The organism is Agrobacterium sp. SUL3 (genome assembly GCF_001263295.1).
In the GTDB taxonomy this organism is placed as follows: Bacteria; Pseudomonadota; Alphaproteobacteria; order Rhizobiales; family Rhizobiaceae; genus Agrobacterium; species Agrobacterium tomkonis.
In genome coordinates this window covers 83,875-104,132 of record NZ_KQ414502.1, presented here as the reverse complement: position 1 = coordinate 104,132, position 20,258 = coordinate 83,875, and the positions used below count along the sequence as shown (strand labels likewise).

Here is a 20,258-nt window from a genome sequence, read left to right as displayed (position 1 = left end):
AGGAGCAACCATAATGGTCGATTATCGCTATCTCGGACGCAGCGCGCTGAAAGTTTCACCGCTAAGCCTCGGCACGATGATGTTCGGAGGCCCGACGCCGGATGACGTGGCCTTCCGCATCATCGACAAGGCACGCGAACAGGGCATCAACTTCATCGACACCGCCGATGTCTATCACGACGGCAAGTCTGAAGAGGTCGTTGGCCGCGGCATCAAGTCCACGCGCGATCACTGGGTTCTGGCGACGAAATTCGTCAACTCCCACACCAAGGGTCCGAACCTCGGCGGGCATTCGCGCAAATGGGTGATCGAGACGGTCGAGAATTCGCTGCGCCGCCTCAACACCGACTATATCGATATTCTCTATTTCCATCGCGCCGTCTTCGATGCGCCGCTGGAAGAGCCGGTGCGCGCCATCGCCGATCTCATCCGTGCTGGCAAGTTGCGCTATTTCGGCGTGTCGAATTTCCGTGGCTGGCGTATCGCCGAAATTTCGCATCTGGCCGATCAACTCGGCATCGACCGTCCCGTTGCCAGCCAGCCGCTCTACAATATCGTCAACCGCACGGCCGAAGCCGAGCAACTGCCGGCAGCCAATCATTATGGTCTTGGCGTGGTGTCCTATTCGCCGCTCGCACGCGGTGTGCTGACCGGCAAATATCAGCCGGGCGAACAGCCGGGCGCCGATACCCGCGTCGGCCGTGGCGACAAGCGCGTTCTGGAAACGGAATGGCGTCCGGAATCGGTTGAAATCGCCCAGAAGGTTGCGGCCCATGCCGCTTCGAAGGGCGTTTCGGCGGCGGATTTCGCGCTCGCCTGGGTGCTGAACAACAAGTTCGTCACCGCCGCCATCACCGGCCCGCGCACCGAAGAACATTGGAACGGCTATATCCGCGCCCTCGATGTGAAGATCGATGCCGAAGATGAAGCGCTGGTCGACAGCCTTGTGACGACAGGCCATCCCTCCACGCCCGGCTTCAACGATCCGAGCCATCCCGTCGAAGGCCGCGTGCCGCGCAATCTCGAGCCCGCACCCCGCCCGGCGCTCAAGCCACGCGCGGTCGCCTGATCGTCCAGACGAACACGCCTGCGGCGCGATTGTGCCGCAGGCCCTCACATCCGCTCACGGGAAAACCGCAATGTCCAATCCGAAACCACAGACAACCACCACCGATAATGCCGGCGTGCCGAGCCGGGACGAGATTCTGGCCCGGGCAAAGGACATTGCGGCTATTGCGGCTAGGGATGCCGCCCGCCGCGAACGCCAGCGGGAACTGCCCTTCGATATCTTCGCCCTTATCAAGGAGGCGAAGATCGGCACGCTGCGCGTTCCCGAAGCCAAGGGCGGACCGGGCGGCTCGATTGCCGACTATATCGAAGTACTGATGATCCTCGGCGAAGCCGACAGCAATATTCCGCACGCGCTTCGCAGCCATTTCAATTTCACCGAAACCCTCGCTCTGGCCCCTATCGAGCTGGAGGACCGGCGGCATCTCGAACATGTGCTTACCGGCAAGCTCTTCGCGGGCGCCAGCACCGAACAGGGCACCAAACGCCCCGGTGAAATCACCACGCGTCTAAGCGCCGACGGCGACCGCTACCGGCTGAACGGCCGCAAATGGTATGCGACCGGCACTGCCTTTGCCGATTTCGGCACCTTCAGCGCCATTGGCGATGACGAGCAGCCGATCGGCGTGCTCATTCCGCTCGATCGCGCCGGCATCACCATTCTCGACGACTGGGACAGCATGGGCCAGCGCATGACGGCAAGCGGCGGAGTGCTACTTGAGAATGTCGAGGTCCTGCCGCATGAGCTGACGACCCGCAAGCTCGGCACCCAGATCGGCCGCCACAGCTCGGCCATGCGGCAGCTGCATCTTGCCGCTTCGGCCGCTGGCGCTGTTCAGGGCGCGCTGAATGACGGTGTCGATTATGTTCTGCGCCAGGCGCGCACCACGCTTCACAGCGCTGCCGAAACCGCCAATCAGGATCCGTTCGTGCAGAAGATGCTCGGCGAAATCAGCGCCGGTGCCTTCGCGGTGAAGACCCTGATCCGCGAAGCGGCGAGAACGCTCGACCGCACCGCTGCGGCCTTCACCGCCGGGGACGAAGAGGCGATAGAGGCGGCCCTGCTGGAAGGCTCGCTCGCCACGGCCCGTACCCAGATCATCGCCTCGCAGCTTTCTTTGACGGTCGCCACCAATCTTTACGAACTCGGCGGCGGCTCGGCGACATCGAGCGATCGGAATTTCGACCGCCACTGGCGCAACATCCGCACTGTCTACAATCACAATCCGCTCGCGCATAAGGCGCGGGTGATCGGTGACTATTACCTGAACGGCACCACGACGCATCTCCGGGAAGGCCGGGTGTTCTGACCATGCGGAAGGTGCAGGCGGCAAAGGAGGAACAGCAATGAGAACAGAGTTTGTTGCTCCCGCCGGGAGCCGGGCGGCTTTTCGCCTGCCCACACTTTCCCGGCTGCCGCCGCTGACCGCCTTGCGCGCCTTCGTCGTCGCCGCCCGCCATGCCAGTTTCTCGCGGGCGGCGGAGGAGCTGCATGTCTCGACCGCGGCAATCGGCCAGCAGGTGAGAATTCTCGAAACCCATCTCGGCCAGCCGCTTTTCAGCCGCCAGCGCGGTGAATTGTTGCTGACCGATGCCGGCAATGCGCTTTATCCCGGCCTTGCGGACGCCTTCGAGACCATGATTGGCAGCCTTTCCGACCTGATGGTTTCGAACGCCCGACCGCAGCTGAAGGTGCTGGCCGAAGGCTGTTTTGCCGCCCGCTGGCTGGCTCCGCGGCTGGGCAGCATCGTTCCGGCACTCGGCGACGTCGAGCTTTCGATCGAATCCCTTGAAAGCGAAACCATCGACCTCACCCATTTCGATGCCGATTGCGCCATCGTCGCCACCCATGCGCAAATCCCGGGCTTCATTCACGAGCCGCTTTTCGCCGACACGGTCAACGCCGTCTGCACCCCGGATTTCGCGGCCCGCCATGCGCTTGCAGACGAACCGGAGCGGTTGCGAAATTTCGGTTTTGCGATGTTGCGTGGCAATGGCATGGACCCCGCCTTCGAATGGGCAAACTGGCTTCGCGCCTGCCGCATTCCGCTCAGGCTTTCTGCCACCGGCCCGCGTTTTTCACGCCAGACCGCGCTGATAGAGGCGATTTTATCCGGCCACGGCATCGGCCTCGTGCGCCATTCGCTGATTTCGGAGGAACTCAGGACCGGCCGGCTGATCGCCCCCTTCGGCACACCGCAGCCGACCGCCAGCCGTTATCACCTGCTGACCAGTCCCGACAGGCGGCGGCTGCCGGAGGTCGCATCTCTACTCGCCCTGTTGCGCGAGGATATGCGCTCTCTCGAGGCCGCCGCCTGAACACGCCCGTCCCACCTCAGGCGCGCTCCCTTTGCAGCTCCTGGGCCGCATAGATGTTTTCAGGCCGTGGCAGGCCATAATGGTCGCGCAGCGTGTCGCCCTCATAGTCCTCGCGGAACAATCCGCGCCGTTTCAGGATCGGCACTACCTCGTCCACGAAGATATCGAACCCGCCATTCAGCCATGGCGGCATGATGTTGAACCCATCGGCAGCGCCCTCGCGGAACCAGGTCTCTATCCAGTCCGCCACCTGTTCCGGCGTTCCGGAAATAACCTTGTGGCCGCGCCCGCCGGCAAGCCGGTGCAACAATTGCCGGATCGTCGGATTTTCCCGGTCTATGACATCAAGAACCAGCTGATGGCGGCTGCTATCCGCCTGAGCGCGTGTCGCTTCGACGGCCTCAATCGGCAGCGGCTGGTCAAGATCGGCCGATGAAAGATCGATACCGGTGATGCGCTGCAATTGCCCGAGCGAAAAGGCAGGCTGGATGAGATCGTTGAAGGAGGCCTCAAGTTTGCGCGCCTCTTCTTCGGTTGACGCAATGAAGGGGCTGATGCCCGGCAGGATTTTTACATGGGCGGGATTACGCCCCGTGGCCGCGACACGTCGCTTGATGTCAGAATAAAAAGACCGTGCACTCTCCAGAGTCTGATGCGCGGTAAAGATTGCCTCGGCATAGTGAGCCGCAAAACCACGGCCCTCCTCCGAGGAGCCCGCCTGAACATAGACCGGCCGGCCCTGTGGTGAACGGGGTACATTCAGCGCGCCCCGCACCCGATAAAATTCGCCATCGTGATTGACGGGGTGGATGCGGTCTGTCTCGGCAAACAGACCGCTCTCCTTGTCGGCGACGATGGCATCGTCTTCCCAGCTATCCCAGAGCTTCGTCACCACATCGACGAACTCGATGGCCTGACGGTAACGATCGGCATGCGGCGGGTGCTTTTGCAGATTGAAGTTGCCGGCTGCGGCATCGGCCGAGGTCGTGACGATGTTCCAGCCCACGCGCCCGCCGCTGATATGATCGACAGAGGCAAACAGCCGGGCAAGATTATAAGGCTCGTAATAGGTGGTGGAGGCCGTTGCAATGAAGCCGATCTTTTCCGTGACGGCGGCGAGAGCCGCCAGCATGGTGATCGGCTCCAGCCGGTGGCGGGCGGCGTAGCGGATATTGGCGTCCAGCACCGGTGCATCGGCAAAGAAGATGGCGTCCAGCTTCGCCGCCTCGGCCTTGCGGGCAATATCCTGATAGAGCCTGATATCGGTGACGCGGTGGGGCTCCGAGTCCGGATGCCGCCAGGCCGCCTCATGATGTCCACCCGGATAGATGAAGGCGTTGAGAACCAGCTTTTCGGATTTTCTGCTCATGGAAATGACCTCTTTTTCGCTCTGATGCGGCTTGAAACCGAAGGCAAGGCGGCTCACGCCTCCTTCGTCACCCAGGCTTTGGCGAGATTGCCGCTGAGACCTTCGGCCCCCGTCGCGTAATCCTTGATGCGGACGCTGCCGACAACCGGCTGGATGGGCGAGACGAGATTGATGACGGGAAGATCTTTCGCGATAACGGCCTGAAACTCCTTGAAGAAGGCGGCGCGTTTTTCGATATCCGGCTCCACCGCCGCCGCTTCCAGCAGCCGATCCACTTCGGGATTGGCGTAATGGCTGGCATTCGAGAATGGCAGGCCGATCTTGAAGTTCTTGCTCCAGTAGACACGTTGGACACCGGCTGTCGGATCGAAGGTATTGGAAAGGGATTCGACCGACAGGTCCCAGGCGCGGTCGGTATAGACTACCTTCACATAGGTGCCGAAATCGAATTTCTGGATATCCGCCTCGATGCCGATTTTCGACAGGGCCTGCGCGATGAAATCCGAATAGGTCTGCGGATTGAAGGGGTTGGTGGTGACCCGGAGCTTGAAGCGCTTGCCGCCGTCCTTACGAGGGAAGCCCGCCTCATCCAGCAGCTTTTCAGCCTGTGCGACATCGAACTTGGCGAAACCGATGTCGGGATTGTGGAACTTCGCCAATCCGGGGCTGATCGGCGTCGGCGATGGCACGGCGTAACCATAAAGCACAGTATCGATCAGCGCCGGAACATCGATGGCATGGGCGATGGCCTGCCTGACTTTCAGCTCCTTGAGATACTCGTTCTCAAGATTGATGACGAGCTGGTTCTGCTGGCCGGCATAGGCATAGATGCGGTCATCCACCTTCAGTGTCGGGATGGATTTCAGCCGTTCCAGATCGGCAAGCGCGACCGGGTTGGGGCCAATATCCCCTTCCCCGGTTTCCAGTGCGGCCGCGCGGGCGCCGGCATCGTTGATGAGGCGAATGATGACGCGGTCAAGATGAGGGCGCGGCGCATCCCAGTAATCGGCATTCTTCTCCAGCAGGATATGACTGCCGGGCACCCATTCCTTCAGCACGAAAGGGCCGCTGCCGATGATCTGGGCAGGCTTCGGATTTTCAGTCGGCTTGAAGGTCTCGAAGATGTGCTTTGGCACAACGGGCGATTCCGAGGAGGCAAGCGCGGTGATCAGGCCCGGTGCGGGTTTGGAAAGCTTCACCTTCGCAACCAGTGGATCGGAGGTATCGACACTCTCGACATGCGAGAACGTCGCCCGGCCGCGCGGATGGGCTTCCTTCAGCCGCAGGATGGAAAACTCCACATCCACCGATGTTACCGGCTTACCGTCATGGAACTTCGCATTCGGCTGCAGATGGAAGACATATTCCAGCCCGTCGGCCGAAACGCTCCATTCCTTCGCAAGACTTGGCTGGGGCGATAGCTCGTAATCATAGGTCAAAAGCCCATCGTAAATCTTTGAGCCGATGAACTGCGGGCCACCCGCGCTGGTATTGATGGCCACGAGCTGGTTCGGTTCAGGGAAATACACGATCTTGAGTGTGCCACCCGAAACGGGCTCTTCGGCAGCGGCAAAGGAACCGCCCGGAAGCGCCACGAATGCGCCGGCGGCAAGTGCAATCTTATGAAACTGGCGTCTGGAAATGATCATGTCTGTCTCCGAAAAATCCGATATGCGAGGGAGCGGCAACTCAATGCAGCTGCGGGAACCCGTGGCGCTCGGCGAGGATTTGCAAAATGCGTTTGGTGTCCTGAATGAAGTGCGTGTCGCCCTTTGCCGCAGCGTCAGCGGGCGCCTCGCCGGCAAAGACGAACAGCGGCAGCGACTGGTTTTCCTCCCCCACGGCGGCGATGACCGCCTCTCGCGGACGCTGAAAACCGACCCGGCGAATATCGATCTGCGCCGCTAGGTCTGGAAAGGCGGCAAGCAGTCCCTCGATCTGGTTGCAATGCGGGCAGACGAAGCGGACACCCGGGTGCTTTGGGTCTTCAAAACCGGGGGCGATCAGAAAAAGTGTGTCCTTGGCCATGGCATCCATCATTTGTGGGTGAGATTTCCTGCTCACAGTGCAGGCAGCCAAAGCGTGGGTCCAGAAAGCAATTCTTGCTTTGAAACGAAGAATTGCTTTGCGCTAAATTATTGATGAAACTTATTTTTTCGAAATTTTAACGCATGGCATCGCTGTTTCGCCCGATCTGTTTCGTGCGCAAAGTTTTTCCCTGAAACGGGCTTGCCGCGCGAAGGTGCAAACAGGATGGAGGGTGGGTTTCGACAATAAAAAACCCGGCAGAATTGCCGGGTTCCGGTGAGATGCTGTTGGCGAAAAACCTCTCCTTCGTCATGCTCGGGCCTGTCCCGAGCATCTGCGAGCTACAAGGTCAGGATGCCCTGGTAGATCCTCGGTACAAGACCGAGGATGACGTCGAATATATAGGAAAGTTCGCCGCTACTCTCGCTGCACAGGACGCCGGGTTCGCCTTCACTCGCTCTTCCAGGCCGTCGCCAGATCGCCATAGGCAATGTCGATGGTCGTCACGAGCGACTTCAGACTGGTGGTGCGCAGGATGACGGTCGGCAAAGCGACGATGGAGAAATTCGGCAGGTCGTCGCCAGTGATTTTCTGGATGTCGCGGAATTGCGCCGCCCGTTTCGTTTCATCCACTTCGATGGCGGCCGCGCGGAAAAGGTCGTCCACCTTGGGGTTGTTGTAATGGGCAGCGTTGACATAGGGCGCGGGGTTCTTGATGCCATCGGACCAGTAGAGACGCTGCACGCCAGCCGTCGGATCGAACAACCGGCTGATGCCGTTTACCGTCAGGTCAAAACCGCGCTCGGTGTAAACGCGCTTGATGAAGGTGGCGAGATCGCCTTCCACGATATCCACCTTCACGCCGAGTTTACCGAAGGATGAGCGCAGATATTCGGCGGTTTTGCGGAAGACGTCAGATGGCAGGAAGGCGAGCCGTAGTGAAAAACGGGTGCCATCAGCACCTTTCGGGTAACCAGCCTTATCCAGTAATTCGTTCGCTTTGGCGAGATCAAAAGGATAGGTGAAAGGCTTTTCATCATTATAGGCGGTGAAGACGGCCGGGATGTTCGAACCGGCGGGTTTGGCCGTTCCGAAAAAGATGGCGTCGTTGATGAAATCGCGGTCGATGGCATGGGCCAGTGCGTGCCGGACTTCCTTTTTGGCGAGGATCGGGTTCTCCAGATTAAACTCGAAGATGGCGGCATTGTTAAGGTAGGAGTCGGTATATACCTCCACCGCGAGCTTCGGATTTTGCCGCAGACGCTCCAGATCGCTGTACGAAACATCGGCGGTATAATCCGCCTCGCCGGTTTCCACCGAGATAGTGGTGGAGGCGGCGTCCGCAACGAAGCGCGCCACGAAACCGTCGAGATAAGGCAGATCGGCCTGCCAGTAGTTCGGGTTCTTCTTCAGCTTCACATAGCTGCCGCGTTTCCATTCCTCGAATACGAAGGGGCCCGTGCCGATTGGCGCGTTGCCGTTCGGGCTTTCATTGTAGTTTTCCGAAGCATAGGCATGAGCCGGCAAAATCGGCGTTTCGCCGCCCGTCAGCGCCCGCAGGAGATAGGGCGCGGGCTTGGACAGCACCACCACGGCCGTCAGCGGATCGGGCGTTTCGATATCGGCAACATTGGCGAAGGTGATGCGTCCGCGTGGACCGACCTTCTTGAAGGCCAGCAGGGAAAATTTGACATCCTGCGACGTGAAATCCTTGCCGTCATGCCATTTGACGCCCTTGCGCAGCTTGAACGTGTGGCGCAGCCCGTCGGCGGAGGTTTCCCAGCTTTCGGCAAGAACCGGATGCGGTTTGAACTCGCTGTCGAAACGTACCAGCCCTTCGAGGATTTTCGTGGAAATGGCGCGGGTGCGCGTATTGGAATCAGAAAGCGGCACCAGCGTCGTCGGCTCACCAAGACCCGCAAGCGTGACGATTCCGCCCTTTTTCGGCGGTTCCGCCGCCAGCGTGGGCAAGGACGGCAACAGAATTGCCCCGGCAAGAGCGGCACTCAAAAGCAATGTCCTACGTCTCGTAATATCCATGGATGTTTCCCTTTGCGAAATTGTTTTTAAATTTTCAGACAGCCTTCAGCCGGGTTTCCACCAGCCGGGCAAACAGGGTGGCGCCGACTGGAAGAATGGCGTCATCGACGATGAAACCGGGATTGTGAGCGGGCACGGTGCCGGAATGGCCAAGGGTGAAAAATGCACCGGGTGCATGTTTGAGGAGATCGGCGAAATCCTCACTGCCCATGAAGCGGCCGGGCTCGGTGGAAACGCGCTCGTCTCCAAGAACCTCGCGCGCCACGCCGGCGACGATCTCCACAGATGCATCGTCATTGGTCAAAACCGAGAATATGTCGCGAATATCCACCTCGGCGGTGAGGCCATGGGCGGCGGCAATGTGATCGGAAATCGTGTGGATGCGCTGCCGGATGGTTTCACGCACGCTGTCGGAGAAAGCGCGCACCGTTCCGGCAATCGAGGCCGTTTCGGGAATGACGTTATAGGCCGATCCCGCCTCGATACGCGTGATCGACAGCACGGCAGGATCGGTCGGCGACACGTTGCGGCTGACGATCGTTTGCAGGGCCTGAATGAGTTCGCCCGTTGCCGGCACCGGGTCACGCGAAACATCGGGGTGGGCGGCGTGGGCGCCCCTGCCCTTTAGCCGGATATCGAAGAAATCCGCACCTGCCAGAATGGTGCCGGGCGAAACCTTGAGATGATTGGGCGCAGCATGGGTGGAATTATGCAACCCGTAGATCTCATCGACGGGGAAATCCTTGAAAAGCCCATCGGCAATCATGGCGCGCGCGCCGCCCAGACCTTCCTCGGCCGGCTGGAAAATGAACACCACCGTGCCGGCGAAATCGCGGGTTTCCGCCAGATAACGGGCGGCGCCGAGCAGGATGGTGGTGTGCACATCATGCCCGCAGCCGTGGAACTTGCCGGGATAGACCGATGCATAGGACAACCCGGTTTCCTCCGGCATCGGTAAGGCATCCATATCCGCCCGCAGCCCGATGGAGCGATTGCCCGCATGGCGGCCGCGCAGCACACCCACCACGCCGGTCTTGCCATAACCGCGATGCACCTCAATACCCCAGGAAGCGAGTTTTTCAGCCACGATGCCTGACGTGCGTACCTCCTCGAATCCGATTTCCGGATGCCGGTGCAGATCGTGACGGATGGAGACGAGTTCGGGAACATAGGTCCCGATCCGGTCCAGAATTTTCGGTGCGGATGTTTTGACGGGATCGACGGCGATGTTCACGGTATCTCCTCAGGGCAAAAAATATCGCTTTCGCAATCGGGCGATTGCGAAGGTGGCTTCGGAACTGGAAAATCGGGGTTGGAAAGAGGTCAGAGCCTCAGGCCAGCCTCCTTCATCAAGGGCAGAATGCGCTCGGCGAAGTAATCAAGGTCTTCACGGAAATCGTAGAAATTCAGCTGAACCCCATCGATGCCGGCTTTTTTCAAGCCGATCAACTGCTCGACCACCTGTTCCGGTGAACCGATGATTTCGATATTGCCACCGAGATTGCGCCCCTGCTTGTGGCGTGCATCGCCACGGCCGCGCCAGGCATGGGCATCGCTGTCGTAATTATTGGTGGCAAAGGCACGGGTGCCGGCCTGCGGTTTTCCAGCCTCGATGGCATCGGCATAGGCGATCGCCTCCTTTTCCGTATCGCGGCTGACGATAATCGGATTGATGAGAGTCTTCACCCGCCGGCCATGGGCTTTGGCACGGTTCTTGATGGTGGCGACATGACCGGGAAGCGTTTCCAGCGCGCTGTCTATATGCGCCCCGCCTGGCGAAGTGACGAAAACCAGATCGGAATGGCGCGCCGCGAAATCGATACCGGCAGGCGAACCAGTCGCCGTCACCAGTGGCGGGCGGCCGAAGGCCGGCTTCGGTGTAATCCAGCCATTGTTGATGGCCCATGGGTTGAGCTTGCCCTCGTAGGAGAAGTTCTCGGTCTCACCCCACAGGCGGTGAAGCACATCGAACAACTCACCCGCCATATCGTAACGCTTGTCATGGTCGATCCGCTGCCAGCCGAACATTTCATGCTCGATGGCGCGGTGGCCGGTGACGATGTTGATGCCCCAGCGCCCCTTGGCGATATGATCCAGCGTCGCGCCATATTTGGCGAGATGCAGCGGATGCAGAGGCCCGTAAAGCACATGGATGGTCGAGATCAGCAGAATGCTCTTCGTGACCGCCGCCATGGCGCCGAGCGCGATGAAGCTGTCGAGCGAGGATTCGCCGTCATATCCGCCCTTGGGCAGCCATTGCGTGCGGCTGAAGGCGATTTCAAAACCAAGTTCCTCCGCCCGCTTCACCAGCTCGACGTTATAATCGAAAGTCCAGCTATTGCTGGTCGGCAGGCTGGAAAAATTGATGTCCTGCAGATTGAGGAACAGGCCCAGCATCAGCGGCTGTTTTACCGCCCGGCTGAGCGGGCTGTCGTCAAAATCGGCAGGACTTTTCAGTTCAAGACCTTTCAACTCCGAACCATCGGGCAAAGGAACACTCAGCGCCATGTCTTTTCTCCCTCGGAATGATCACCCTGCGGGGTATCCGCAGCCAGCCGGGCGCGCAGATACCCCTCCACACTGCGGGGCTGATGACCGGTGATCTGGTGGATGGTATCGTTGACGGATGCCGCCAGACCTTCGCGGATGAGCTGCCCGAATTCGCCGATCGCTTTCTGTTCGAACACGCCGATATCCGGTGGAAAGGCCAGCACGGCATTATGCGAAACACCAACCGGCCGATGCAGGATACGGGCCGCGATGCGGGCGATCTCCAGCCCCGTCAACGCTTCGCCGCCGGTCAGCACCAAGGGGCCGGCAAGCGGCGCGTCGGCAGTCAATGCATGAACCGCCACATCGGCGATATCGTCGGCATCGATGAAGGAGACGGCCGCATTGCCGAACCGGGCGGGTACATCCTCTCCCTTGCGCAGCGCGGCGACAACGGGTTCCAGCGCCACCTGCATCCATGCATTCGGCCGCAGCACCGTATGCGCTACGCCGGTTCTGGCGAGATGCGCTTCCACCTCAGCATGGGCCGCACCCGAGATGGAGCGGGCGGCATTTTCAATGGTCCAGTCGGAGCCGGATATTTTCACGATCGGCGAAACCCCGGCGGTGAGAGCCGCATCGATGACCGCATTCTGATCAACCGTCAGCGTTTCACCGATGGGGGAAAGCACAAATATGGCGTTTATGCCGCGCGCAGCCTCCTTCAGGCTGGCCGGATCGGAAAAATTCCCCTCCGCAATATCGACCCTGTCGCCCCACAGTTTCAGTGCATACTCACGTCTGCGGCTCAGCACACGAACTCTAGCCTGTCTTTGCAAAAGACGGCCGACAACACGCTGGCCGAGCTTGCCGGTTGCACCCGTTACAAGAATGGTGGCTGCCATGATGCCCTCACTTTCCCGCACTGTGTTGCGCGACCTCTTGCAGTGAAGAAAGGGCGCGTGGATCGGCCCACTCTCGCACCTCGAAATCGTCAGGGATGAATTTCCATTCCAGCAGGAAATCCTTGAAGTGGCTCAGTGCGTCCAGCTCGGCCGGATCGAGATCGAGCCGCAAATTGCGATGCACATCCGCGCCATTGGCAGCCAGCACCGCCTCTTCGCTGACGCCGATCTCGCGGGCGATGAACCGCACGGCTTCTGCCGGATTGTCATTTGCCCACTGGGCAACCCGCTGAACGGTGGCCACCAGTTCCGCCACCAGATCCGGCCGCTCATCGGCAAAGGTAGCGTCCACCGTCAAGGGACGCGGCGTGCCATTGTTGATGCGAATTTTCGGATCGGGATGAAACCCGGTCGATACGACGACCTGCGCGCCAATGAGATTGGCGACGGTGATACCTTCGGCACCCTTGACGAAAAACGCATCGATCTGGCCGCGGTGCAGTGCTGCAATTTCCTCGCCATAGGGAAGTCGCCGGCGCAGGCCATGGAACCGCTCATCCGTTGGACCAAGCAGCACGGGCTCCCGGGCAGTCAAATCGACAAGTTCGACATCCGCAACGGTGAGATCGGAAACGGTGAGTGCCGACACGATGCCCTTCAGCGATGTGGCGCGCTGGAAATCGATGGTTTCATTCGGACGTTTCGGCAGGCCGATGCGCCGCCCCTTCAAATCACGACCCTTGGTTATTCCGCTTGCGGGTAGCGCTATGACCGCCTGAAACTCATCGGTTCTCGTCAGTCCCACCAGCCGCGTCTGCCGGCCACCCGCCTTCGCCCAGATTGGCGGGATGTTACCGCCCTGGCGGAAGGACCAGTCCAGCCGATGATCGAAATGGCTTTGCCTGATAGCCGGATCAGCCGCATCGCGAATGGAGGAAACGGAGATGCCATGACCGGCAAACGCTCCTCTATCCAGCCAAGCTGTACCGCGATGGAAAGCGGCGTGGGTGCCGGGCACCGGGTGTACCAGAGCGTTACGGGTTGGGTTGCTTGGCGAAGGGCGGCATCAGCCATGGCAGTCGTCCTCGAAATTGCGATCTGGACAGCACGCTACACGTCGTTAAATATTTTCTATAGATAAAGTGTACTATTTAAGAGGCGATTGAAGAAATTCGTTTCCATAACACCAGCCCGTCACATGGCGAGCGAAATATCGTTTCGAAAATAGCGTTATTTTCGAACGCGGCTTCCGATTGCATCCATTCACAACCGGGCGCTTACCTGGGAACAGGAAAAGCCATGCTCGAAAGTTTTTCTTCTCCGAGCAGCAAGGATTTTTAACTCGCGACCGCAATCGCGGCTGTTACGCTTTCAGACAAATGTGCCGGCTACAGGCTGGAATCCCCACACAGACGGAAAAGTAAAAGCATGAGCAAGACCGAACGCCGGCTCAATCTCAATGTCGGCATCAACACAACGGGATATCTTCCCAATGCCTGGAAATACAGAAGCGGAGACCGGCACGATATCAATGATATCGGCTATTATCGGCGGCTGACGGAACTGGCCCACAAAGGCCGGTTCGACGCCGTTTTCCTCTCCGATCACCCGGCATTGCTGACCGACCCGGCAAGCCGCCCATTTCACACCATCGATCCCCTCATCCTCTCCACATCGCTCGCCGCGCAGGTGCCGGATATCGGTTTCGTGGCAACCATATCCTCCACCTATAATTCACCCTATAATTTTGCGAGACGGACGCAGTCTATCGACGTCGTCACGGGTGGCCGGTTGATCGTCAATATCGTCTCGTCCTTCAATCCCAATGTCGCTGCCAATTTCGGCAACGATCCGCTGCCGCCACGCAGCGAGCGTTATGCCAAGGCCACCGAATTTCTTGATGTCGCGAAAAAGCTCTGGTCTAGCTGGGATCCGCGCCGCGAAGGTGAGGTGCCGGAAGACCGCTTCTGGGATGCGGCAACGGCTGCAACCATCGATCACGAGGGGCAATATTTCCATGTAAAAGGCCCACTCAACGTTCCACGTGGTCCGCAGGGACATCCCGTCATCGCGCAGGCCGGCGCTTCCGAAGGTGGCATCGATCTGGCGGCTCGCCATGGCGAGATCATCTATTGCAACATCCTGTCACGCCCGGCGGGTCAGGCCTTCGGCAAAAAGGTGCGTGACCGCGCCGTCTCTTTCGGCCGCGATCCCGCAAGCATCCGCATCGTTCCCGGCCTCGTCGTCATTCTCGGTCAGACCCGTGAGGAAGCGCTGCGCAAGCATGAACTCTTCAGCGGAACCGGCTCGGAAGACGGCCTTCTGGCGCGTTTCGCCAAGGAAAACGGCATTGATCCGCGCGATTTCAACCCGGACATAAAACTCGATGGCGAGCGCTTCATTCCCGACCAGAACCGGCAATGGGCCGTTGGCATGGGGCTTGGCCTTTCCGAGCTGCTGACCCATGAGAAGCTCACCGCCCGCGAGGCCGTGCGCCGCTCCGAGGGACATCACCGGCTGCTGCTCGGCACACCGGAAGAGGTGGCGGATGGCATTATCGACCTCTGGCAGGATGGCACGGTTGATGGCTACACCCTGCAGCCGCCGCGTGCGCCTGATGATATCGCCGAATTTGTCGAAAAGGTCGTGCCGGTGCTACAGGACCGCGGCGTTTATCCGCGTGAATATGACGGTGCGACGATCCGCGACCGCTATGGTCTGCCTTATCCCGATTGAACCAAGGATGGGGCGCGGGTAAAGCGCCACACCTCCATCGCCCCCCTTTGCGCCGTACATGGCAATGGAGGGCAAGGGCATATTATTGGCCAGCCGCCACTTTCAAAACTGGCCGCCCGCCGGAAAGCTGCGGCACGGCAGACGCGAAATCCGTGACGATCTGGCGATAATCGTCCGGCTGGAACTCATAGGGCAATTCCAGACGGAATTCAGAGACATGCGGCAGCACGGGATCACGCGACAGCTTCTCCAGAATCTCCTCAGTCGTGCCAACGATGTCGGGCAGGAAAAGCGTGCGGCGCGCGCCATGCGGCGCATGCGTGCGCTTGTCACGCTCAGCGGCGAATTCCGCATAACGGCGGCGTGTCGCGGGGCTTGCACTATCGGTCGGCAGGATCACCCGCCCAAGCGCGACACGCGGCTGGCGCTCATGCGCCCATTCCTGCCGGAAGCGGGCAAGGAGAGCCGCCTGCGCGGTCAAAAAATCATCGGTATTTTCGCCACTGACGATATTGCCGGTCAGAAGATTGAACCCTGCTTTGCCGGCCCATCGGGCGGAATTCTGCGATCCGCCGCCGTACCACAGCCGGTCGGTCAAACCCTTTGCTAACGGACGAAGGCGCGGCACCTGCGCGCCGGCCGCATTTCCAGCCTCCGTGTCACTGGATAAAGGTTCCGATCTCAACGCCTTCGCCAGCTTTTCCGCCCGGGCGTGACTGTAATCCGCATCGGCAGCGTTATCGACATAATCCGAAATAAGATGCGCGAAGGGCGGCGCGCCCACCGAAACGCCAACATTCAACCGCCCGTGTGACAGGACATCAACCGTGGCGAGATCTTCGGCCAGCCTGAAAGGATTTTCATAACCCAGCTGAATGACGGCTGTGCCCAGCCCGATCCGCTTCGTGCGCTGCGATGCAGCGGCGAGAAAGGTGGCTGCCGAGGAAACGCCCCGTTCCAGATGGCGCTGACGCACCCAGGCGCTGTGATAACCCAGCGCCTCTCCGGCTTCGAAAAGCTGCAGGGTTTCCTCCAGCCCCTTTGCGGGGTCATCATCGTGATAATTGCCGGGAACCAGAAAAGCGAAATGGGAAATACGGGAGAGAGGCATAGTGCACGTCCGGGAATGGTTGTTGACGGAAGATGGGCTCAGGCGATGCTGCTGCGGCCGTTCTTCCGTGCCGCGCATACTCCAGCAGAATGCCTGATGAGGGGCTCAGCTTGCACGGCATGGTCTTTTATAGTCCCGGTCATTGTTGAAAGATCGTTGCGCGATTCAATAGTCTACTAAAATTATAGGTTATTCGCGACAATCCTGCCGCGTCCAGCTCTCCACTTCCCGCGCTCCTTTCGCCGTTTCTGCCAGCCACAAAGCCGGTCTGGCCCACGACGCCAGATACGGGCCAGCCGACAAAAACTTGATTTCCGCCTCAAACATGTAATACAGATTATCATACATGTTGACAAATAACGCAGACATGTATGACATTGCAGCAATCATGAACGCTGCGATACCTGCACGAGGGAGGAATTATGATCATCACCGACGTCGAGGTCCGTGTTTTCCGCACGACGACCCGTCGGCACTCGGACAGTGCCGGTCACGCGCATCCGGGTCCGGCGCATCAGGTGGAACAGGCCATGCTGACCATCCGCACGGAAGATGGGCAGGAAGGTCATTCCTTCACGGCGCCGGAGATCGTTCGCCCGCATGTCATCGAAAAATTCGTCAAGAAAGTCCTGATCGGTGAGGACCATCGCGACCGGGAGCGGCTGTGGCAGGACCTTGCCCACTGGCAGCGCGGATCGGCCGCGCAGCTGACCGACCGCACGCTGGCGGTGGTTGATTGCGCCCTATGGGACCTCGCCGGCCGCTCGCTCAACCAACCTGTATACAAGTTGATCGGCGGTTATCGCGACAAGGTGCTGGCCTATGGCTCCATCATGTGCGGCGACGAGCTGGAAGGCGGGCTGGCGACGCCGGAAGATTACGGTCGTTTTGCCGAAACGCTGGTGAAGCGCGGATACAAGGGCATCAAGCTACACACCTGGATGCCGCCCGTCAGCTGGGCGCCGGATGTGAAGATGGACCTCAAGGCCTGCGCCGCCGTGCGCGAGGCTGTTGGACCCGATATTCGCCTGATGATCGACGCTTTCCACTGGTATTCCCGCACCGATGCGCTGGCGCTCGGGCGTGGCCTCGAAAAGCTCGGCTTCGACTGGATCGAGGAGCCGATGGATGAACAGTCGCTATCCTCCTACAAGTGGCTTTCCGACAATCTTGATATTCCGGTCGTCGGCCCAGAAAGCGCTGCCGGCAAGCATTGGCATCGTGCCGAATGGATCAAGGCCGGCGCCTGCGATATTCTGCGCACCGGCGTCAATGATGTCGGCGGCATCACCCCGGCGCTGAAGACCATGCATCTGGCCGAAGCCTTCGGCATGGAATGCGAGGTGCATGGCAACACGGCCATGAACCTGCATGTGGTCGCCGCCACCAAGAATTGCCGCTGGTATGAGCGCGGCCTGTTGCACCCCTTCCTCGAATATGATGACGGCCACGATTATCTGAAGTCGCTGTCCGACCCGATGGATGGCGACGGCTTCGTGCATGTCCCTGATCGGCCGGGCCTTGGCGAGGACATCGATTTTACCTTCATCGACAACAACCGGGTGAGGTAACGGGTAATGAAAACGGTGCTCGCCTTCGGAGACAGCCTCACCTGGGGCGCGGACCCGGCCACGGGTCTCCGGCACCCCGTTGAAAACCGCTGGCCGGAGGTGCTGGAGGCCGCGCTTACCGGAAAGGTGAAGGTTCACCCGGAAGGGCTTGGCGGGCGCACCACCTGTTATGACGACCATGCCGGCCCCGCCTGCCGCAACGGCGCGCGGGCGCTGGAAGTTGCGCTTTCATGCCACATGCCGCTTGATCTCGTCATCATCATGCTCGGCACCAATGACATCAAGCCGGTGCATGGCGGGCGGGCGGAAGCCGCCGTTTCCGGCATGCGGCGGCTGGCGCAGATCGTCGAAACCTTCATCTACAAACCGCGCGAGGCCGTACCGAAACTGCTGATCGTCGCCCCGCCACCCTGCGTCGCCGGTCCCGGCGGAGAACCGGCGGGCGGGCGCGATATCGGGCAATCGCTCAGGCTTGCGCCGCTTTACCGCAAGCTCGCCGCCGAACTCGGACACGCATTCTTCGATGCCGGGTCGGTGGCCAGCGCCTCACCGGTGGATGGCGTGCATCTGGAAGCACCGGCAACAGCCGCAATCGGCCGGGCGCTCGTCGCACCCGTCAGAGAGATTCTTGGCTGATCCTGCGACGCCCGAGGAGGAACCGGGCGTGTGGATCAAAACGTGGAAAGGCCGTATGAACCGGCCGTATTGGGAGGAAAGATGAGACATTTTCTTGCAACCGCAGCACTTGGCGCATTGCTGATCGGCGCCATGCCGCTCAGCAGCTTTGCCGAAACGCCGAAAGACCAGCTTATCGTCGCCACGACCATGAGCAATATCCTCACCCTCGACCCCGCCGCCATTACCGGCCGCGAAACCGTGCAGGTCTTGAACAACGTCTATGACACGCTGGTCGTGCTTTCCCCTGAGGATCGCAGTGTTCAGCCCCGCCTTGCCGAACGCTGGGAAATTGCCGAAGACCGGAAATCCATCCGTTTCCATCTGCGTGCCGATGCCAAATTCGCGTCCGGCAACGCCGTGACGGCCAAGGACGTGGCATGGAGCCTGAAACGCCTGCTCGCCCGCAACCTGGCGCAATCGTCCTTCCTGAAAACCCGCGGCTTCAAGCTCGAGGAAGCCGACAAGCTCTTCGTCGCTGAGAACGACCAGACCTTCGTGCTGAATATCCCGAAACCCGACGACCCCAACCTTCTGCTGATGATCCTTGCGCAGAACGGCCCCGGCTCGATCATCGACAGCAAGACGGCGCTTGAGAATGAAAAGGACGGCGATCTGGGCGGCGCATGGCTGACGCTGAATTCCGCCGGCTCCGGCCCCTTCAAGCTGACCCAGTGGAAATCCAACGAATATATCATCCTCACCCGCAATGACGATTATTGGGGCGAAAAGGCCAAGATGAAGCGCATCTTGATGCGTCATCTGCCGGAATCGCAATCGCAACGGCTGATGCTGGAAAAAGGCGATATCGACGTTGCCTATTCCCTGCAGGCCCCGGACCTGAAATCGCTTGAGGCCGACAAGACCGTCACCATTGAATCCACACCCGGCTCCGGTTTTTATTACCTCAGCGTTTCGATGAAGGATGAGAAATTCGCCAACAAGAAGGTGCGCGAGGCCCTGCGTTACCTGATCGATTACGACGGTCTCGACAAGGCGGTCATGCCCTATTACGGCAAGCTGCATCAGCGCTCGCTCAGCACCGGCGTCATGGGCGCGCTGCCGGACCAGGGCTACAAGCTCGACATCGCAAAAGCCAAGGCGCTTCTGGCCGAAGCCGGTTACCCCAACGGTTTCAAGACGACGCTTCGCGTGCTTTCCGAAGACCCCTTCATGAAGGCGGCAACGGCGATCCAGAACACGCTTGCCCAGGCCGGCATTCAGGCCGAGTTGATCAGCGGCTCCGGCGACCAGATCTACGGCGCGATGCGCGAGCGGAATTTCGAACTGCTGCTCGGCCGCGGCGGCGGCGGCCAGCAGCCGCATCCCGACAACAATCTGCGCTCCATCGCCTATAATCCGAACAATGCCGACGACGCCAAGCTCACCAATTATCAGAGCTGGCGCACCAGCTTCTTCGATGAGAAGCTGAACAAGATGATCGAGGCAGCGCTGGTCGAGCGTGACGTGGCGAAGCAGACGAAGCTATATGAGGACCTGCAGGGCTATATGGACGAGATCGTCATGTCCATTCAGCCCTTCTCGGAAGTCATCGACACCGCCGCCTTCCGCAGTGACGTCAAGGGCATGATCGTCAGCCCCTGGCTTTCGCGGTTTGAAGAGGTGAGCAAGGATCGGTAATTCGCCGACACAGCGGTTACTCAGGAAAAGGCGCGGCTTACCCCGCGCCTTTTTTGTTGGCGGCAAGACTGCACAGAGCGGCTCCAACTGGCGAAAACATATCGCTTCCGTCATTCCGGCCTTGAGCCGGAATCCAGCCGACGTGCGTCTGCATGGCGGAAAGAGTCCTTTCAGCCCAAGGACTTGGGCTGGCTGGATACCGGCTCAAGGCCGGTATGACGGTGGGAGGGAGCCCAGCAAAACATCGCCCGTTCCTGCTTCATCATTACGTCAATACCCGATGGTGCAGTTGCCGGCCTGCTCCT

At 60.0% G+C, this 20,258-nt stretch carries 15 protein-coding genes and 1 pseudogene; 7 read left to right on the top strand and 9 right to left on the bottom strand.

Features of this window, described 5'->3' with window-relative positions; genetic code table 11:
• The first annotated feature begins 13 nt into the window (after positions 1 to 13).
• The 3 genes from AKG12_RS11655 (at position 14) to AKG12_RS11645 (ending at position 3,387) form a co-directional block, all read left to right on the top strand.
• Positions 14 to 1,069, top strand: a complete 1,056-nt coding sequence (locus AKG12_RS11655) for an aldo/keto reductase (protein WP_046801458.1) — start codon at positions 14 to 16, stop codon at positions 1,067 to 1,069.
• A gap of 70 nt (positions 1,070 to 1,139) precedes the next feature.
• Positions 1,140 to 2,378, top strand: coding sequence for an acyl-CoA dehydrogenase family protein (locus AKG12_RS11650; RefSeq protein ID WP_052818913.1), 1,239 nt, complete (start codon positions 1,140 to 1,142; stop codon positions 2,376 to 2,378).
• Positions 2,379 to 2,415: 37 nt separating this feature from the next.
• Positions 2,416 to 3,387 carry a LysR substrate-binding domain-containing protein gene (locus tag AKG12_RS11645; RefSeq protein WP_052818912.1) on the top strand — a complete coding sequence of 324 codons (972 nt, stop codon included), beginning with the start codon at positions 2,416 to 2,418 and terminating at the stop codon, positions 3,385 to 3,387.
• Between the two features lie 16 nt (positions 3,388 to 3,403).
• Here the strand turns inward: AKG12_RS11645 and AKG12_RS11640 are convergent, their stop codons facing one another.
• From AKG12_RS11640 to AKG12_RS11605, 8 genes and pseudogenes are all read right to left on the bottom strand, one after another.
• Positions 3,404 to 4,756 (bottom strand): LLM class flavin-dependent oxidoreductase, encoded by a 1,353-nt coding sequence (locus tag AKG12_RS11640; protein WP_052819076.1) that lies wholly within the window; start codon positions 4,754 to 4,756, stop codon positions 3,404 to 3,406.
• Between the two features lie 53 nt (positions 4,757 to 4,809).
• Entirely contained in the window at positions 4,810 to 6,405 is a 1,596-nt protein-coding gene (locus AKG12_RS11635; RefSeq protein WP_052818911.1) for an ABC transporter substrate-binding protein, read from the bottom strand.
• A 40-nt stretch (positions 6,406 to 6,445) separates the two neighbouring features.
• Complete coding sequence (locus AKG12_RS11630; protein WP_052818910.1) at positions 6,446 to 6,796, bottom strand: DUF3088 domain-containing protein; 351 nt, start codon at positions 6,794 to 6,796, stop codon at positions 6,446 to 6,448.
• A 438-nt stretch (positions 6,797 to 7,234) separates the two neighbouring features.
• Complete coding sequence (locus tag AKG12_RS11625) at positions 7,235 to 8,824, bottom strand: ABC transporter substrate-binding protein (protein WP_052818909.1); 1,590 nt, start codon at positions 8,822 to 8,824, stop codon at positions 7,235 to 7,237.
• A 34-nt stretch (positions 8,825 to 8,858) separates the two neighbouring features.
• Positions 8,859 to 10,058 (bottom strand): M20 aminoacylase family protein, encoded by a 1,200-nt coding sequence (locus AKG12_RS11620; RefSeq protein WP_052818908.1) that lies wholly within the window; start codon positions 10,056 to 10,058, stop codon positions 8,859 to 8,861.
• Between the two features lie 89 nt (positions 10,059 to 10,147).
• Complete coding sequence (locus tag AKG12_RS11615; protein WP_052818907.1) at positions 10,148 to 11,332, bottom strand: LLM class flavin-dependent oxidoreductase; 1,185 nt, start codon at positions 11,330 to 11,332, stop codon at positions 10,148 to 10,150.
• Positions 11,323 to 12,219, bottom strand: a complete 897-nt coding sequence (locus tag AKG12_RS11610; protein ID WP_052818906.1) for an NmrA family NAD(P)-binding protein — start codon at positions 12,217 to 12,219, stop codon at positions 11,323 to 11,325. Before AKG12_RS11610 ends, AKG12_RS11615 begins: the two co-directional genes overlap by 10 nt.
• A gap of 7 nt (positions 12,220 to 12,226) precedes the next feature.
• Positions 12,227 to 13,293, bottom strand: a pseudogene (locus AKG12_RS11605) (ABC transporter substrate-binding protein).
• A gap of 354 nt (positions 13,294 to 13,647) precedes the next feature.
• On the opposite strand from AKG12_RS11605, the gene AKG12_RS11600 reads away from it, so the two are divergent.
• Positions 13,648 to 14,955 carry an NtaA/DmoA family FMN-dependent monooxygenase gene (locus AKG12_RS11600; protein WP_052818905.1) on the top strand — a complete coding sequence of 436 codons (1,308 nt, stop codon included), beginning with the start codon at positions 13,648 to 13,650 and terminating at the stop codon, positions 14,953 to 14,955.
• A gap of 82 nt (positions 14,956 to 15,037) precedes the next feature.
• Here AKG12_RS11600 and AKG12_RS11595 read toward each other — a convergent pair whose 3' ends face one another.
• Entirely contained in the window at positions 15,038 to 16,066 is a 1,029-nt protein-coding gene (locus AKG12_RS11595; protein WP_052819075.1) for an LLM class flavin-dependent oxidoreductase, read from the bottom strand.
• A gap of 422 nt (positions 16,067 to 16,488) precedes the next feature.
• Between AKG12_RS11595 and AKG12_RS11585 the strand changes: the two genes are divergently transcribed.
• From AKG12_RS11585 to AKG12_RS11575, 3 genes are all read left to right on the top strand, one after another.
• A complete protein-coding gene (locus AKG12_RS11585) occupies positions 16,489 to 17,637 on the top strand; it encodes a mandelate racemase family protein (RefSeq protein WP_046801469.1) in 1,149 nt (382 codons plus the stop codon).
• Positions 17,638 to 17,643: 6 nt separating this feature from the next.
• Positions 17,644 to 18,273 carry an SGNH/GDSL hydrolase family protein gene (locus tag AKG12_RS11580; RefSeq protein WP_052818903.1) on the top strand — a complete coding sequence of 210 codons (630 nt, stop codon included), beginning with the start codon at positions 17,644 to 17,646 and terminating at the stop codon, positions 18,271 to 18,273.
• An 81-nt stretch (positions 18,274 to 18,354) separates the two neighbouring features.
• Entirely contained in the window at positions 18,355 to 19,953 is a 1,599-nt protein-coding gene (locus tag AKG12_RS11575; RefSeq protein WP_052818902.1) for an ABC transporter substrate-binding protein, read from the top strand.
• Positions 19,954 to 20,258: the final 305 nt, after the last annotated feature.